Consider the following 15,194-nt stretch of genomic DNA (forward strand, 5'->3'; position numbering starts at 1 on the left):
CGCCCTCGCGCCCCTTCCCGCAAGATCGTCGCAAGATCGTCGCAGGATCCTGGCCCGCTCCCCGCCACCCTCCCCCGCGGCGCGCAGTTGGGCAGGCCAGAGTGCCGTGACGAAGGAAGGCGAACCCGCGTGCCCCTCCTGCCCGAAACCGTCTCCCGCATCGACGAGCTGGTCGCCCGCGCCCATGCCGGCGCGCGCGTGCCGACCCTGGTCGCGGGGGTGGTGCGCGACGGCGCGCCGGCGCACGTGGCCTCGGTGGGGCCACACCCCTGCGACGATCCTGCCGGGCTGCAGTTCCGGATCGGCTCGATCACCAAGACCATGACCGCCGCACTGCTGCTCGCCCTGCGCGACGAGGGCCTTCTGGCGCTCGACGACCTGCTGTACCGCCACCTGCCGGGCACACCTCTGGGCGCGGTGACGCTGCGGCAGTTGCTCGGGCACGCCGGCGGGGTGCAGCGCGAGCCGGACGGCGAGTGGTGGGAGCGCAACTCGGGCGCCGACGTGGAGACGTTGCTGGCCACGCTGACCGCGGACAAGGTCGCCTACCCGCCGCCGCACGGGTTTCACTACTCCAACCTGGCGTACGGCCTGCTCGGCGCCGTCGTCAGCCGCCTCGGCGGCGAGGACTGGCGGGTGATGGCGGGCAAGCGGCTGCTGCGGCCGCTCGGGCTGGAGCGCACCACCTACGATCCGGCCGAACCGTTCGCCCGGGGGTACGTCATGCACCCCTGGCTCGACGAGATGCGCGAGGAGCCGCGCCTGGACGCGGGAGCCATGGCCCCTGCCGGGCAGCTCTGGTCGACCGTGCGGGACCTGGCGCGCTGGGCCGCGTTCCTGGCCGACCCGGACCCGGCGGTGCTGGCCCCGGCGACGGTCGAGCAGATGTGCGCCCCGGTGGTCCTGAGCGACCTCGACGGCTGGCGCGAGGGGCACGGCCTGGGCCTGCAGCTGTGGCGCCGCGGTGAGCGGGTGTTCGTGGGGCACAGCGGGTCGATGCCCGGATACGGCTCGGTCATGGCCGTCCACCGCCCGTCGCGCACGGGGGTGGTGGCGTTCGCCAACGCGTACACCGTGCACTACCCGGGCGGCCTGAGCGCGTTCGGCCTGGACCTGCTCGAGACCGTTCTGGAGCGCGAGCCGGCCCGCCCGGCCCCGTGGCGGCCGGGCACCCCGCCGCCGCCGTCGGTCGCGCCGCTGACCGGCCGCTGGTGGTGGATGGGGCGCGAGTACGAGGCCGGCTGGACCGGCGACGCCCTGATCGTGACGCCGCTGACGACCGGCGAGGCGTCGTGGCGCTTCGAGCCGGACGGCCCGGTGGCGGACCGCTGGCGGGGCCGCTCGGGTGACAACGACGGGGAGATCCTGCGGGTGCACCGCTCCCCGTCCGGCGAGGTGCTGGCCCTGGACATCGCGACGTTCGTCTTCACCCGCGACCCGTGGCCGGCGCTCTGACCCCGCTCAGGCGTCCTCGTCCGGCTCCGTCACGAAGTCGATCAGGCGCTCCATCGAGTTGATCAGTGGCGTCTCCACGTCCCGGAAGCTCGACACCGACGCCAGGATCCGCCGCCACATGTCGGAGGGGTCCGCGACGCCGAGCGCCGCGCACACGCCCTCCTTCCACGGGCGCCCCGGCGGCACCGCCGGCCAGGCCCGGATGCCGACGGCCGAGGGCTTCACCGCCTGCCAGACGTCGACGTACGGGTGGCCGGTCACCAGGACCCACGGCGACTGGACCGCCGCCACGATCCGGCTCTCCTTCGAGCCGGGCACGAGGTGGTCGACGAGCACGCCGAGGCGCGCCACCGGGCCGGGGTCGAAGCGACCGACCGCGGCCGCCAGCTCGTCGATGCCGTCCAGCGGCTCCACCACCACGCCCTCGACGCGCAGGTCGTCGCCCCAGATGCGCTCGACCAGCGCGGCGTCGTGGACGCCCTCGACCCAGATCCGGCTGCGGCGGGCGACCCGGGCGGTGTGCCCGGCCACCGCGATGGACCCCGATGCGGTCATTCTCCGCTGGTGTACCCGCTGAGGCGCCGGCCGCACGAGCGTCACCGGCTGCCCGTCGAGCAGGAACGCGGCCGGATCCAGCGGGAAGTTCCGCCGCGTGCCGTGCCGGTCCTCCAGCACCACGGCGCCGAGCTCGAACCCGACCACGGCCCCACAGAAACCCGAGTCGGCGTCCTCCACGACCAGGTCGACCTCCGCCTCGACCACGGGTACGCTGCGCCGGCGCCGCCAGTCGTTGTTCGCCAGGACGTCCATGGCCGGGAAGCGTATCGGCTGACGGCCCCTTCGCCTGCGAGACATACCGGCACGTCGGCACGTACCCTTGCTCCCATGTCCCCCGCAGCACGCGCGGCGACCCTGCAGGCGCGCCGCTCGGCGCGTTTCGTGGCATGGGTCCGGGCGTGGCGCGCCGGCCTGGTGCCGTGCGACGACGCCGCCGCCGAGATCTCCGGCGACGAGGAGCACATGGTCTCCGACGTCCCCGGCACGTGGACCGACGTGTCGCTCGCCGACGCTCTGCCGTCGCTGTCGAAGCTGCACCCGGACGAGGTACGCCTCGTGCTACCCGCCCCGGGCGACCCGCGCGGCCTGCCCGGCCCCGGCCCGTTCACCGGCGCCGCCCTGCTCGCCGGCGAGGGTGTGATCGCGGGCGGCCTGGGCTTCGTGCCGGAGCTTCGCCTGCACACGTCCGGCTCGGGCGACGAGTTCGAGACGGTGCGCTGGCAGGTGTTCGCCCTGCCGGAGGACCGCCCCCCGACCCACGAGCCGAGCACCGCCGAGGCCGAGGCGGAGCTGTCCGCCGAGCTGGCCACCGCGACGCGCACGCTGGCCAAGCTGGACATCGCCCAGTGGCGCCCCGAGCTCGCCGGCGCGATCGAGGCCATCCGCAAGCCCGACGGCGCGACCGACCTGCCGCCCGGCTACGACCCGAGGGCCCGCCGCCTGTATGCCCGGGCGAGCATCCTCGACCGGGTCCTGGCCCTCGCCGAGCACGCCGCCCCGGGCGGCGCCATCAACGGCTACGAGGTCCAGCAGCGCGACGCGGCCCTGCGCCCGCTGACGACCGCCTGCCGCCGGGCCCTGGTGGCCGCCTGCAACGCACCCCTGTTGTAGCCCACCGGCTCCCGCTCGAACACGGTCGAACAGGACCTGCACATCGACGTGCACCCATCAGCACATTGCCAGCAGTCGATACACACAGGTACGATGCGCTCACGTTGAGCTGTCGCGTTGCCGCGCGCATCGGCGCCCGCGGTCGCCGCTCGAAGTCGTGATGGTCGATGTTGGGGGTTCGGATGAGTCTTGGGACACGGGCCGCGTCGTTCGGCACTGCGGTGCTGCTGGCCCTCGCGGTCGACGCGGTGGTCGCCCAGTCGGCGTCGGCGGTGCCGAGCGACTGCACCATCAGCCGAGACAACGTCACGCACGAGTATTCCAGCCTGTGCACCGCGGGTACCGGCGAACACCAGGTCGTCGTCCAATGGAAGTTCGTCAACCCCTGGCTGCCGCCGGACGTCTACACGTCGCGCGGGCCATGGGCCGGCGTCGGCAGCGTGTCGACGACCTCGGGCATCCCGGGCAGCGCCGTGATCATCAGCGCGGCGGTCCAGCTCCGCTGAAGGGGGCGGATTGCCGAGCACGCGGCCCGGCAATCCGGGGCGACGGTCAGACCTCGTCGATCAGCTGGGCGACCGACGGGATGATCCGGGACGGGCGGTATGGGTAGCGCTCCACGTCCGCCGCCGTGCTGATGCCGCTGAGCACCAGGATCGTCTCCAGGCCGGCCTCCAGGCCGCACAGGACGTCGGTGTCCATGCGGTCGCCGATCATGGCGGTGGTCTCCGAGTGCGCGTCGATGCTGTTCAGCGCCGAGCGCATCATCATCGGGTTGGGCTTGCCGATGAAGTACGGCTCGATGCCCGTCGCCTTGGAGATGAGGGCGGCCACGGCACCACATGCGGGCAGGGCGCCCTCGTTCGACGGGCCGGTCGCGTCCGGGTTGGTGCAGATGAACCGGGCGCCGTCGTTGATGAGGCGGATGGCGGTGGTGATGGCCTCGAAGCTGTACGTGCGGGTCTCCCCCAGCACGACGTAGTCGGGCTCGGTGTCGGTGAGGATGTACCCGACCTCGTGCAGCGCGGTGGTGAGGCCCGCCTCGCCGATGACGTAGGCGGTGCCGCCGGGGCGCTGCCTGTCGAGGAACTGCGCGGTCGCCAGCGCCGAGGTCCAGATCGCGGACTCGGGCACGTCGAAACCGATGCGCCGCAGCCTCGCCTGCAGGTCACGCGCGGTGTAGATGGAGTTGTTGGTCAGGATCAGGAACGGCTTGCCCGACGAGCGCAGCCGGTTGACGAACTCCGGTGCGCCCGGCACGGGCTCGCCCTCGTGCACGAGGACCCCGTCCATGTCGGTGAGCCAGGACTCGATGGGCTTGCGTTCTCTCACGCGCAACATACTCCCTCAGAAACGTTTCGAGCCTATGCGCGTTTTGGTGACGCGCAGCAGTCGGCTGGGCAGTAATCCCAGGTGGGGACGGTGCCGAGCGCGTGACGCACATTACTGTGAGCAAGGACGCGCTCATCGACCAGCTGTCGGATCATGTCCACGAACCGCGGGTCGATGCCCGGGGTGGCGGCCCGGGCGTAGGCCAGTCCGAGGCGCGCGGCGGTCGCCCGGGCCTCCTCGTCAAGATCCCAGATCACCTCGAGATGGTCGGAGACGAAGCCGATCGGGCTCACCACGACCTCGGTCACGCCCTCCTTCGCGAGCGTCTCCAGGTGGTCGTTGACGTCGGGCTCCAGCCACGGCACCTGCGGCGGGCCGGAGCGGCTCTGCCAGACCAGGTCCCACTGGAGCTCCGGCGCGGCCTCGGCGGCGACGAGGGCCGCCGTCTCGCGCAGCTGGGCCTCGTATCGCCCGGCGCCCCCGGGGCCGCTGGCCGCGTTCATCGACGTGGGGATCGAGTGGGCGGTGAACACCAGCCGGGCCTTCATCCGCGACGGCAGGCCGTCCAGCGCCTCGCGCACGGCGTCGGCGTGCGGTGCGATGTACCCGGGGTGGTCGTGGTAGTGCCGGATCTTGTCGATGACCGGCGCGTCCGGCACCTCGGCCCGCGCGCGGTCGATGTCGTCGAGGTACTGCCGGCACGAGGAGTGCGACCCGAACGGGCTGGTCACGAACGCGAGCGCCCGGCGGATCCCGTCGTCGCGCATCTGCCGCACGGTGTCGGCCAGCATCGGGTGCCAGTTGCGGTTGCCCCAGTAGATCGGCAGGTCGAGGCGGGGGCGCAGGGCCTCGATGAGTGCGCGGCACTGGGCGTTGATCGGGGAGACGCCGCCGAAGTGGCGGTAGTGCCCGGCGACGGCCTCCAGGCGCTCGCGCGGGATGCCCCGGCCACGGGTGACGTTTTCCAGGAAGGGCAGGACATCGTCCTGCCCTTCCGGGCCGCCGAACGAGAGCAGGAGGAACGCGTCGTGAGCCACGCCCTCATTCTGCTCCTCGATCAGGACGAGCCGACCGCGTGGTACCCACCGTCGACGTGGACGATCTCACCGGTGGTGGCGGGGAACCAGTCGGACATCAGCGCGCAGCAGGCCTTGCCCGCGGCGGACTGGTCGTGCAGGTCCCAGCCGAGCGGGGCGGTCTTGGACCACGAGTCCTCGAACACCTCGAAGCCGGGGATCGACTTGGCCGCCATGGTGCGCAGCGGGCCGGCCGCGACGAGGTTCACGCGGATGCCGCGCGGACCGAGCTCGCGGGCCAGATAGCGCGAGGTGGACTCGAGGCCCGCCTTCGCCACGCCCATCCAGTCGTACACCGGCCACGCCTTCGAGGCGTCGAAGTCCACGCCGACGATGGAACTGCCCTGGCCCAGCAGGGGCAGGCACGCGACGGCGAGGGCCTTGAACGAGAACGTCGAGACGTGGACCGCGGTGGCCACGTCCTGCCAGGGCGTGGCGAGGAAGTCGCCGCCGAGGCAGCTGGCCGGGGCGAACGCGATCGAGTGCAGCACCCCGTCGAGCCCGTCGACGTGCTCGCGCACCTTGTCCGCGAGGCCGTCGAGGTGCTCCTGGTTGGTCACGTCGAGCTCGATCACCGGGGCCCCCTGCGGCAGCCGCTTGGCGATGCGCTCGACCAGCGACAGCCGGCCGAAGCCGGTGAGCACGACCTGGGCGCCCTGCTCCTGGGCGACCTTCGCGGCGGAGAAGGCGATCGACTGTTCGGTGATGATCCCGGTGATCAGCAGCCGCTTGCCCTCGAGAAGTCCAGCCATGGTTTCCGGAGTCTCCCTTGATGATGATGTGTCCGAAGAATCTGGCGCCCGCGCCGGATTGCTTCGCGACGCCAACGACCGACCGACGTCAGTGACCCATGCCGAGGCCGCCGTCGACGGGAATGACAGCGCCGGTGATATACCCCGCGGCGTCGCTGGCGAGGAAGGTGACGACGTCGGCGACCTCCTCGGGCTTAGCCATGCGGCCGGCAGGGATGCTCTTCTTGTACTCCGCCTGGGTGGCCTCCGGAAGCACCGCCGTCATGTCGGTCTCGATGAAGCCGGGCGCGACGACATTGGCGGTGATGTTGCGGCTGCCAAGCTCGCGGGTGATCGAGCGGGCCATGCCGACCAGGCCGGCCTTGCTCGCCGCGTAGTTGACCTGGCCCGGTCCGCCGTAGAGACCGACGACCGAGGAGATGAAGATGATCCGCCCCCAGCGCGCCCGCAGCATCTTGCTCGCGGCGCGCTTGGCGCAGCGGAACGAGCCGGTGAGGTTGGTGTCCAGCACCCCCGTGAACTGCTCCTCGCTCATGCGCAGCAGCAGGGTGTCCTGGGTGATGCCGGCATTGGCGACGAGCACCTCGACCGGGCCGAGCGCGTTTTCCACCTCCGTGAACGCGGCGTCCACGGCGGCACTGTCGGTGATGTCACACTGCACGCCGAACAGCCCGTCGGGCGCGCCCGAGCCACGGTGCGTCACCGCCACGCGGTCGCCCTGCTTGGCGAACGCCTGCGCGATCGCCAGTCCGATGCCCCGGTTGCCGCCGGTGACCAGCACGGTCCTCGCCACGGTGCCGCCTTTCGTGCTCAAGATCTTGCTTAGTGGGATGCAGTACGGAGACTAGGCGCTACCGAATGGTAGGACCCAATGCGCCGGGCGGCTGATGCCGGGCATGGCGGTCCGCAGTACAATATGGAGGTTTGGATGTCCGGCCGCCATAACGGCCGGATCCGTTCGCTGCCCGTCCGGCACGGCAGCCGCTCCCCAGGAGGTGATCGCTGTGCGAAGTAGCGATCCCTCCAGTCGTGGCCGGTAACAGCAGATCACCCGCCACGGCTTCCGTGTGTCTGTTCTCGCTATCCCATTGAGACAACACCCGTTGGGAGCTCGTCGTGAGCCGTTTCGTCGCGCCCGTTGGCTTCTTCCTGGCCGCGATGTGGGTCGCCGCCCTGTTCTTCCTCGTCGGCGCCCACTGACCGCCGTCCGCCGCGTCCCACCGGCGCGGCTGTGGCGCTGCGAAGGCCGCGGCGATCACCGCGGCCCGCGACACCGTCCTACGGAAGCCGGGACCCCCACAGCAGGCTCAGCGCACCCGCACACAGCGCCGTGAGGAACCCGAAGCCCAGGTACCACTGGGTGATCTCGCGTGGCTTCGTGCGGAAGCCGATCGAGCTGCCCATGTCCGAGTAAACCCGCTTGAGCTCTTCCTTGCTCGCGGCCTCGTAGAAGTACCCCTTGGTGACCTCCGCCACCTTCTGCAGCGACGGGCGGTCCACCGGCACCCGCTGCGGCGTGTTGCCGATGCGGACCACGCCGTCGTCGGTGCCGAACGCGATGGTGGAGACCGGCACGTTCGCCGCCGAGGCGGCCGCCGACGCGTCCTCCAGCGAGCGGCCCGCGGTGCGGAACCCGTCGGACAGCAGCACGATGCGGGCCGGCGGCGGGCCGGCCGCGCCGTCGGCGGGCACGGTGCGGATCGCGTCGAGGCTGGTGAACACGGCCTCGCCGGTGGCCGTCGACTCCTGCAGCGTCAGGCCGTTGATCGCCTGCAGGATCGAGCTGCGCTCCTTGGTCGGCGACACCAGCACGCTGGCCGTCTTGGCGAACGAGACGAGCCCGATGTTGAAGCTCGGCGGGAGCTGTTTGACGAAGTCGATCGCGGCCGACTTCGCGGCCTCGATCCTCGTCGGCTGTACGTCGGTGGCCTGCATCGACAGCGACACGTCGATGGCCAGCATGATCGTGGCCCGCTCCAGCGGCTCCTTGGTGTCCACCGACGGCCGGGCCATGCCGAAGGCGAGGATGACCAGGCTGAGCAGGAAGGCGGCCGCGCTGACGTGCCGGCGCGCGCCGATGCCCTTGGGCACCAGGCTGCTGAGGAGGTCGACGTTGGTGAAGCGCACGGCGAAGGCGCGCCGGTGCAGCTGCCGCCACACGTACACGCCGATGACCGCGGCGACGGGCACCAGGGCCAGCAGCCACCACGGTGAGAGCAGACGGATCATCGGGTCGTACCTCGAGTTCGGGCGTGTCGCTGGGCCGCGACGAACCGGACGATGTCCAGGAGCCAGTCGGAGTCGGTGCGCAGCCGCAGGTGTGCCGCGTTGGCGCCACGCAGTGCCGAGGCTATCTCGGCACGCTGGGCGGCGGCGGCGTGGGCGTATCGATGGCGCAGCTTCGGGTCGGCGGTCTGCACCTCGTGCGTCCGGCCGGTCTCCGGGTCGACGAGGGCGATCACCCCGACGTCGGGCAGCTCCAGCTCGCGCGGGTCGACGACCTCGACGGCGAGCAGGTCGTGGCGCACCCCGAGCTTGCGCAGTGGCCGCGCCCACTGCTGCGGCGGCGTCATGAAGTCGGAGACGACCACGGCGACGCCGCGCCGGCGCGGGGGCCGGTTGAGCATGTCGATGAGCGCGCCGAGGTCGGCGCGGCCGGGCCGGCTCGGGGTCAGCGCGATGGTGCGGAGCAGGCCCTGGGCGTCCTTGCGGCCGGGGCGCGCCGGGAGGCGGGTGAGCGCCTCCGCGGTACCGACAGCGGCTCCGATGCGGTTGCCACCGCGGACGGTGAGATGCGCGACGGCGGCCGCGGCGGCCACGGCCAGGTCGCGCTTGAGGTATCGGGCCGTGCCGAAGTCCAGGCTGGCGCTGAGGTCGACGGCGAGCCACGTCTCCAGCTCGCGGTCGGAGACCGTCTGGCGCACGTGCGGCAGCGTGGTGCGGGCCGTCACCGGCCAGTCCATGCGCCGCACGTCGTCGCCCGGCCGATACTCCCGCGACTCCCCCGCCTCGGTGCCCGGCCCCGGCAGCAGGCCCAGGTAGTCGCCCTGCAACAGGCCGTCGAGCTTGCGCGTGACGAGCAGCTGCATGCGGTTGAGGACGACCTCCGCGCGCGCGTCGTCCAGCCCGGTGCCGCTCTGGATCTTCACCGCCCCGGCCACGTGGTGATGGTGGTGGTCGCTTGTGCCTGCGGCTGGCCCGCCGGCGCGGTGGTGGCCTGCTGGCGCGGCGCGACCGTGGGCGGCGGCACCGCGGCGAGGACCCGGCGCACCACGTCGTCGGCCGGGATGTCGTCGGCGAGGGCGTCGTAGGACAGCACCAGGCGGTGGCGCAGGATGTCGGGGGCGATGTCCTGCACGTCCTGCGGCAGCGCGTAGTCCCGGCCGCGCAGCAGGGCGAGCGCCCGGCTGGCCCGCACGATGCCCAGCGAGGCGCGGGGGCTGGCACCGTACTGGATGAGGTGCGCGATGTCGGCCAGGCCGTGCTCGGCGGGGGCGCGGGTGGCGACCACCAGCCGCACCGCGTAGTCGACGAGCGCGTTGTGCACGAACACGTCGTCGGCCTTGTCCTGCAGCGCCATGAGCTCCTGGGTGGTGAGCACCGCCACCGGCTCCGGGGTCTTCACGCTGACCCGGTAGACGATCTCGCGCTCCTCGGCGTCGGTGGGATACCCCACCTGGATCTTCATCAGGAACCGGTCGCGCTGGGCCTCGGGCAGCGGGTAGACGCCCTCCTGCTCGATCGGGTTCTGGGTGGCCATGACCAGGAACGGGCGGGGCACGTCATATGTCTCGCCGCCGATGGAGACCTGCTGCTCGGCCATGACCTCCAGCAGGGCCGACTGCACCTTGGCCGGCGCGCGGTTGATCTCGTCGGCGAGCAGGAAGTTGACGAACACCGGCCCGAGCTCGACGTCGAACTTCTCGCTGGACTGCCGGTAGATCCGGGTGCCGACGATGTCGGCGGGCACGAGGTCGGGCGTGAACTGGATGCGGGAGAACGTGCCGCCGACGACCCGGGCGAGCGTCTCCACGGCGAGCGTCTTGGCGACGCCGGGCACGCCCTCGAGCAGCACGTGGCCGCGGCAGAGCAACGACACGAACATCCGCTCGATCATCCGGTCCTGGCCGACGATGACCCGCTTGACCTCGAAGAGGGCCCGTTCGAGCACGGTCGCGTCCTGAGCGGGGGTCGAGACAGGGTTGCTCGGCTGGGTCACCGGTCCTCCACGCGTGTATTCAGTCTGCTGCCAATCTTCGGCAGACCTAGCGTCGCACGACGCGGCGACCGCCCGCGATCCGACGCTGCTGAGAGCCTACTGGGAGTTCACATCCGGGCGACTTCAACCGGAATATCTGATATGTGACTATCGATTCGGGGGATTTTCTCTCACCCTCGCCTCACGGACTGGACATCACCCGTACCCGAGTGGGTAACATTCACCCCGTCGCCGGGCGGCTTCCCCCGTGGCCGCCCGGCGCTCACACTCAAGGCGTGGAAGAGCTCATCTGCTCCGCCAAGGGCTGCCGTTCCCGAGCCGTGTGGCAGCTGCTGTGGAACAATCCGAAACTGCACACGCCCGACCGGCGGAAGATCTGGCTGGCCTGCGACGAGCACCGCGAGTCGCTGTCGTCGTTCCTGAGCGCGCGCGGATTCCTGCGGGAGACCGTGCCCATCAGCGCTCCGGATAGGCTCGAGGAGTGAACGCTCCGGTCGCACCAGACCCCCTGCACCCATGGCCGGACACCGTCGTGTGGCGGCCGATCTCTCCGCGGTACTTCGTGGTCAGGCTGGCGACGCTGGCCATATGGGTGGTCGTGCTGACGCTCGCCTGCGTGGTCGCCGGTGTGCTGTGGTCGGGGTGGCTCCTCCTCGCCGCCGTGGCGGTGCCGGCCGCCGGCGCGGTGCGGGCGGTGTTCATGCGCCGGTCCATCCGGGCCTGGGGCTACGCCGAGCGGGCCGAGGACCTGCTGGTCCGCCACGGGCTGCTGATCCGGCGGTTGTCCATCGTGCCGTACGCCAGGATGCAGTTCGTCGACGTGACCGCCGGCCCGATCGAGCGCGCCGCCGGCCTCGCCACCGTCACCCTGCACACCGCCGCCGCGGCGAGCGACGCCACCGTGCCCGGCCTGGAGGCCGCCGAGGCCACCCGCCTGCGCGACCGCCTGGCGGCGCTCGGCGAGATCCGCGAAGAGGGCTTGTGAGCAGCGGAAGGGCCGCTCATCGGGGGATTCGTCCGCGCTCTGTCCGCCGTGGCGATGCGGAGGCGGCGTGACCGGACCGCTGACCCTGCCCCGGCGGCGGCTGCATCCGCTGACGCCCCTGGTGCGCGGGGCGAAGCTCGTCGCCCTCGCCGCGGTCGCGGTCTCCTGGCGCGGGCTGGGCGACCTCGGCCTGGAGCACTGGCTTCAGGCCATGACCGCGATCCTGGTGCTGGCGATCCTCATCTCCGCGGCGCTCTGGGCCGTGACCGGCTACGAGGTGGTCGGCCGCGAGCTGCGCGTCCACGAGGGACTGCTGTCGCGCCGGGTGCGCACCATCCCGCTCGAGCGGGTCCAGGCGATCGACGTCGTGCGCCCCGCCCTGGCCCGCGTGTTCGGCCTCGCGGAGCTGCGCCTGGAGGTCATCGGCGGCGGCAAGACCGAGGCGCCGCTGGCGTACCTGACCGTGGCCGACGCGACCGCGCTGCGCGCCTGCCTGCTCGGCCTGGCCACCGGCGCCGAGCCCGCCGAGCCCGCGGCCGAGCGAGAGCTGTTCGCCGTGGACAACGGCCGGCTGCTGCTCGCCCAGTTGCTCACCCCGCCGACGATCTCGGTGCCCATCGGCGCCGCGTTCGTGCTCTGGCCCGCGCTCGCCCACCCCGACTGGACGCTCATCGGCGCGGCCAGCACGATCACGGCCTTCCTGGGCGTGTTCCAGGTGCCGGTCCGCCGGGTGCTGGACGAGTGGGGGTTCCACATCGCCGACGACGCCACGGCGCTGCGGCTGCACCAGGGCCTGCTCAACAAGCGCAGCCAGTCCGTGCCACCGCACCGTGTGCAGGGCATCAAGATCACCTGGCCGCTGCTGTGGCGCGCGACCGGCTGGGCGCGGGCCCGCATGGACGTGGCCGGCTACGGCGGCGTCGGCGACGAGCAGCTGCGGGCCGGCACCCTCGTGCCCGTCGCCCGGTCCGCGCACACGGTCGCCGTGGCCGCTACGGTGCTCGGATCGGCCGTCGACCCGCGCCCCGGCACGGCGCCGATCGACGCCGCGGCCCTGCCGGTCAGCCGCCCGCCCGCGCGCGCCCGCTGGCTGGCACCGCTGGCGTGGTCCCGCATCGGCGTCGCCGTCACCGACGACGTGGTGGCCGTCCGCGAGGGCGTGCTGACCCGCGAGCTGATCGCGGTGCCGCTGGCCCGGGTGCAGAGCGTCCGGGTGACCCAGGGCCCGCTGCAACGGCTGCTGTCGCTCGCCACGGTCACCGTCGACACGGCGGGCGGCCTGCACGCCACGGCCCGCCTGCGCGACGCCGCGGACGCCTACCGCCTCGCCGGCGAGCTGGCCGCCCGCTCCCGCACCGCCCGCCGCGCCTTCTCCACGCGCCGAGCGGTGCTCTGACCTACGCTGCGCGGGGTTCTCCATTATCACGGAGTGAACGTGCTGCTGCTTGTGCAGTTTCACTCCGTGATCATGGCGAGCACGATCCGCGCGCCGTGCATCGCCGCCACGTCGACCAGGCCCGCCGCCGGGTGCACGGTCAGCGAGGTGCCGACGGCGGCGAACGTGCGGCAGGACATCGCCGCCTCCGCCGCGGCCGTCAGGGTCGCCGTGTTCATCCGCTGACCGAACGAGATCGTCGCGGACTTGAGGATGCCGCCGCAGCGCCGGCAGGCCGGGTCGTCCTCCCCCGCCTCGACCCGATCGAGCGTGTCGCGCATCGGTCCGCGAACCCCGCACCGCAGGCACTCGGTCTCGTGGATGGTGCCGTGCAGCTCGATGACCTTCGCCGCGTCGAGGCAGCCCGAGGAACACGGCCTTCGAATTACCGGGGTCGCTACGCTTGACGTATGGAGTCGAGCGAGCGCCCCACCGTCGATGCGACCCCCTGGGTCGGTGCTGTCACCCGCGTCGAGCTCACGGTGACCGATGCCGACACAGCTCAGGCGGTGGGCTCGGGCGACGTGCCCGTCCTCGGCACGCCGCGGCTGCTGGCGCTGGCCGAGGCGGCGACCGTCGGCGCGACCGCGAGCCGGCTGCCGCCGGGCTTCACCACCGTCGGCACGCGCGTCGAGATCGAGCATCGCGTCGCGACCCCGATCGGCGGTCGCGTCGTCGCCGAGGCCCGCATGGCGAAGGTCGACGGGCGCACGCTCGTGTTCGAGATCGTGGTCAGGGACGGCCGGCAGGTCGTCGCGGAGGGGCGCGTGGAGCGGGTGATCCTCGATCGCGCCCGTTTCCTGGCCAAGGCCTTGGAGGACCGAGAAGCCCCGGCGTAACCCGGTCCGCAGCGAAGCGGAGGTTTCGGAATGACCGGTCCGCAGCGAAGCGGAGGGGCCGGTCACCATGGGCTCAGCTCCAAGTCATGCCGCTGCCGGAGCGAAGCGGAGGTTTCGGAATGACCGTGCTGCATGAGATCGCCGCGGGGATTCACGTGCTGCGCTACCCGGTGCTCGACGTCAACGCCACCCTCGTCGTCGGCGGCGAGGCCGCGCTGGTCGTCGACACCCTGTCCACACCGGGCCAGGCCCGGGACCTCTTGGCGGCGGTACGCCGGGTGACCCCCCTTCCCCTCGTCGTGGTCAACACGCACCACCACTTCGACCACACGTTCGGCAACATGGTCTTCGCCGACGGCGGCGCGCCGATCTGGGGTCACGAGGAGGCCGCCGCCCTGATCGGGCCCGCACTGCGCGAGCGGGCCGTGCTCGAGCACCCCGACCTGGCCGCCGACCTGGCCCGCCTCACGCCCGTCCCGCCGACCCGTCTGGTCCGCACCTCCGCCGAGCTGGACCTGGGCGACCGCGTGGTCAGGCTGCGCCACTACGGCCGGGGTCACTCCGTCGGCGACCTGGTGACGCTCGTGCCGGACGCCGACGTCGTCATCGCCGGCGACCTGGTGGAGGAGAGCGGCCCGCCGCAGTTCGACGACGCGTACCCGCTCGAGTGGCCCGACACGCTGGCCGCCCTGCTGCTCGACCTCAACCCGCAGAGCCAGGTCGTGCCCGGCCACGGCGCCGTCGTCGGACCCCGCTTCGTGACCGCCCAGCACGAGCGGCTGGCGGCCCTGGCGTGGCTGATCCGCGACGGCGACCAGGACGGCGCCCCGGCGGAGCGGGTGGCCGCGAAGGCGCCGTTCCCGCATGACATGTCGATGTGCGCGGTGAAGCGCGGCTACGTGCAGTTGAACATGCCTTGATCCGCCGCGCGGCGCTTCAGGCCGGGATGCCGGCCACCTCGCGGTCGAAGTTGCGGTGCGACGCCAGCGCGGCCAGCAGGGTTTGCGGGAAGTCCGGGGTGAACTCCTCCTCCACGATCAGCGCCGGATCCGACGAGGCCGTCGTCAGCGGGATCTGGGCCCGCTGCAGCACGCCCAGGCCGGTGCCGAACGCGCCGACCGGCTTGCCGTGCTTGTACGCCTCCGCGGCGAAGTGCACCGCCGCGCCCTCCACCGACAGGTCGGCCGCGGCGCTGGGCACCACCACGGCGTCGTAGAGAACCGACGCGGTCGTGGTGATGGCGTGGGTGACGTCCATCGGCACGCCGTCGGAGGTGGTCACGGCGGCGTCGGTGATGCCCAGCAGGTCGACCACGGCGCCCGCCTCGGTGCAGGAGTCGCGCAGGTGCGCGAGGACGCGGGAGTCGGCGCCGTCGGCCAGCAGGACGGCCACGCGACGGGTGCGCGCCGAGGCGCCGGCGCGCGCCTGGGACA

General features: G+C 72.3%; 18 protein-coding genes. 8 read left to right on the forward strand and 10 right to left on the reverse strand.

The features are described from left to right. Positions 1-129: 129 nt before the first annotated feature. Positions 130-1,455 carry a serine hydrolase domain-containing protein gene (locus ABT297_RS30530; RefSeq protein ID WP_350555844.1) on the forward strand — a complete coding sequence of 442 codons (1,326 nt, stop codon included), beginning with the start codon at positions 130-132 and terminating at the stop codon, positions 1,453-1,455. A gap of 6 nt (positions 1,456-1,461) precedes the next feature. On the opposite strand, the gene ABT297_RS30535 is transcribed toward ABT297_RS30530, so the two are convergent. Further along, positions 1,462-2,265: a DUF3097 domain-containing protein gene (locus ABT297_RS30535; protein ID WP_350555845.1), complete on the reverse strand. Its 804-nt coding sequence runs from the start codon at positions 2,263-2,265 to the stop codon at positions 1,462-1,464. Between the two features lie 75 nt (positions 2,266-2,340). On the opposite strand from ABT297_RS30535, the gene ABT297_RS30540 reads away from it, so the two are divergent. Continuing rightward, a complete protein-coding gene (locus tag ABT297_RS30540) occupies positions 2,341-3,123 on the forward strand; it encodes an Rv1486c family protein (protein WP_350555846.1) in 783 nt (260 codons plus the stop codon). Positions 3,124-3,305: 182 nt separating this feature from the next. Further along, complete coding sequence (locus tag ABT297_RS30545) at positions 3,306-3,629, forward strand: hypothetical protein (protein ID WP_350555847.1); 324 nt, start codon at positions 3,306-3,308, stop codon at positions 3,627-3,629. A gap of 46 nt (positions 3,630-3,675) precedes the next feature. Here ABT297_RS30545 and ABT297_RS30550 read toward each other — a convergent pair whose 3' ends face one another. From ABT297_RS30550 to ABT297_RS30580, 7 genes are all read right to left on the reverse strand, one after another. Continuing rightward, positions 3,676-4,455, reverse strand: a complete 780-nt coding sequence (locus ABT297_RS30550; protein ID WP_350555848.1) for an HAD-IIA family hydrolase — start codon at positions 4,453-4,455, stop codon at positions 3,676-3,678. A 32-nt stretch (positions 4,456-4,487) separates the two neighbouring features. Beyond that, positions 4,488-5,492: a ferrochelatase gene (locus tag ABT297_RS30555; RefSeq protein ID WP_350555849.1), complete on the reverse strand. Its 1,005-nt coding sequence runs from the start codon at positions 5,490-5,492 to the stop codon at positions 4,488-4,490. Between the two features lie 20 nt (positions 5,493-5,512). Then, on the reverse strand, positions 5,513-6,283 hold the full coding sequence (gene fabI, locus ABT297_RS30560) for an enoyl-ACP reductase FabI (RefSeq protein ID WP_350555850.1): 771 nt from the start codon (positions 6,281-6,283) through the stop codon (positions 5,513-5,515). Between the two features lie 88 nt (positions 6,284-6,371). Beyond that, positions 6,372-7,076 carry a 3-oxoacyl-[acyl-carrier-protein] reductase gene (fabG, locus tag ABT297_RS30565; protein ID WP_350555851.1) on the reverse strand — a complete coding sequence of 235 codons (705 nt, stop codon included), beginning with the start codon at positions 7,074-7,076 and terminating at the stop codon, positions 6,372-6,374. Between the two features lie 485 nt (positions 7,077-7,561). Continuing rightward, entirely contained in the window at positions 7,562-8,512 is a 951-nt protein-coding gene (locus tag ABT297_RS30570) for a VWA domain-containing protein (RefSeq protein ID WP_350555852.1), read from the reverse strand. Beyond that, a complete protein-coding gene (locus ABT297_RS30575; protein ID WP_350555865.1) occupies positions 8,509-9,372 on the reverse strand; it encodes a DUF58 domain-containing protein in 864 nt (287 codons plus the stop codon). The genes ABT297_RS30570 and ABT297_RS30575 overlap by 4 nt, the downstream gene beginning before the upstream one ends. 56 nt (positions 9,373-9,428) lie before the next feature. After that, the gene (locus ABT297_RS30580; RefSeq protein ID WP_350555853.1) at positions 9,429-10,502 is read right to left on the reverse strand and encodes an AAA family ATPase; all 1,074 of its coding nucleotides are present in this window, start codon (positions 10,500-10,502) and stop codon (positions 9,429-9,431) included. Positions 10,503-10,777: 275 nt separating this feature from the next. On the opposite strand from ABT297_RS30580, the gene ABT297_RS30585 reads away from it, so the two are divergent. The 3 genes from ABT297_RS30585 (at position 10,778) to ABT297_RS30595 (ending at position 12,883) form a co-directional block, all read left to right on the forward strand. Continuing rightward, positions 10,778-10,987 carry an acetone carboxylase gene (locus ABT297_RS30585; protein ID WP_350555854.1) on the forward strand — a complete coding sequence of 70 codons (210 nt, stop codon included), beginning with the start codon at positions 10,778-10,780 and terminating at the stop codon, positions 10,985-10,987. Further along, on the forward strand, positions 10,984-11,487 hold the full coding sequence (locus ABT297_RS30590) for a PH domain-containing protein (protein WP_350555855.1): 504 nt from the start codon (positions 10,984-10,986) through the stop codon (positions 11,485-11,487). The genes ABT297_RS30585 and ABT297_RS30590 overlap by 4 nt, the downstream gene beginning before the upstream one ends. A gap of 67 nt (positions 11,488-11,554) precedes the next feature. After that, positions 11,555-12,883: a PH domain-containing protein gene (locus tag ABT297_RS30595; protein ID WP_350555856.1), complete on the forward strand. Its 1,329-nt coding sequence runs from the start codon at positions 11,555-11,557 to the stop codon at positions 12,881-12,883. 59 nt (positions 12,884-12,942) lie between these two features. Here ABT297_RS30595 and ABT297_RS30600 read toward each other — a convergent pair whose 3' ends face one another. Continuing rightward, complete coding sequence (locus ABT297_RS30600) at positions 12,943-13,428, reverse strand: Sir2 family NAD-dependent protein deacetylase (RefSeq protein ID WP_350555866.1); 486 nt, start codon at positions 13,426-13,428, stop codon at positions 12,943-12,945. Between ABT297_RS30600 and ABT297_RS30605 the strand changes: the two genes are divergently transcribed. Beyond that, positions 13,333-13,761, forward strand: coding sequence for a thioesterase family protein (locus ABT297_RS30605; RefSeq protein WP_350555857.1), 429 nt, complete (start codon positions 13,333-13,335; stop codon positions 13,759-13,761). The genes ABT297_RS30600 and ABT297_RS30605 overlap by 96 nt on opposite strands. 119 nt (positions 13,762-13,880) lie before the next feature. After that, entirely contained in the window at positions 13,881-14,681 is an 801-nt protein-coding gene (locus ABT297_RS30610; protein ID WP_350555858.1) for an MBL fold metallo-hydrolase, read from the forward strand. A gap of 16 nt (positions 14,682-14,697) precedes the next feature. On the opposite strand, the gene ABT297_RS30615 is transcribed toward ABT297_RS30610, so the two are convergent. Beyond that, a partial coding sequence (locus ABT297_RS30615; protein ID WP_350555859.1) for a DJ-1/PfpI family protein occupies positions 14,698-15,194 on the reverse strand: 497 nt, incomplete at its 5' end.

The organism is Dactylosporangium sp. NPDC000555, from assembly GCF_040300025.1.
Classification (GTDB): Bacteria; Actinomycetota; Actinomycetes; order Mycobacteriales; family Micromonosporaceae; genus Dactylosporangium.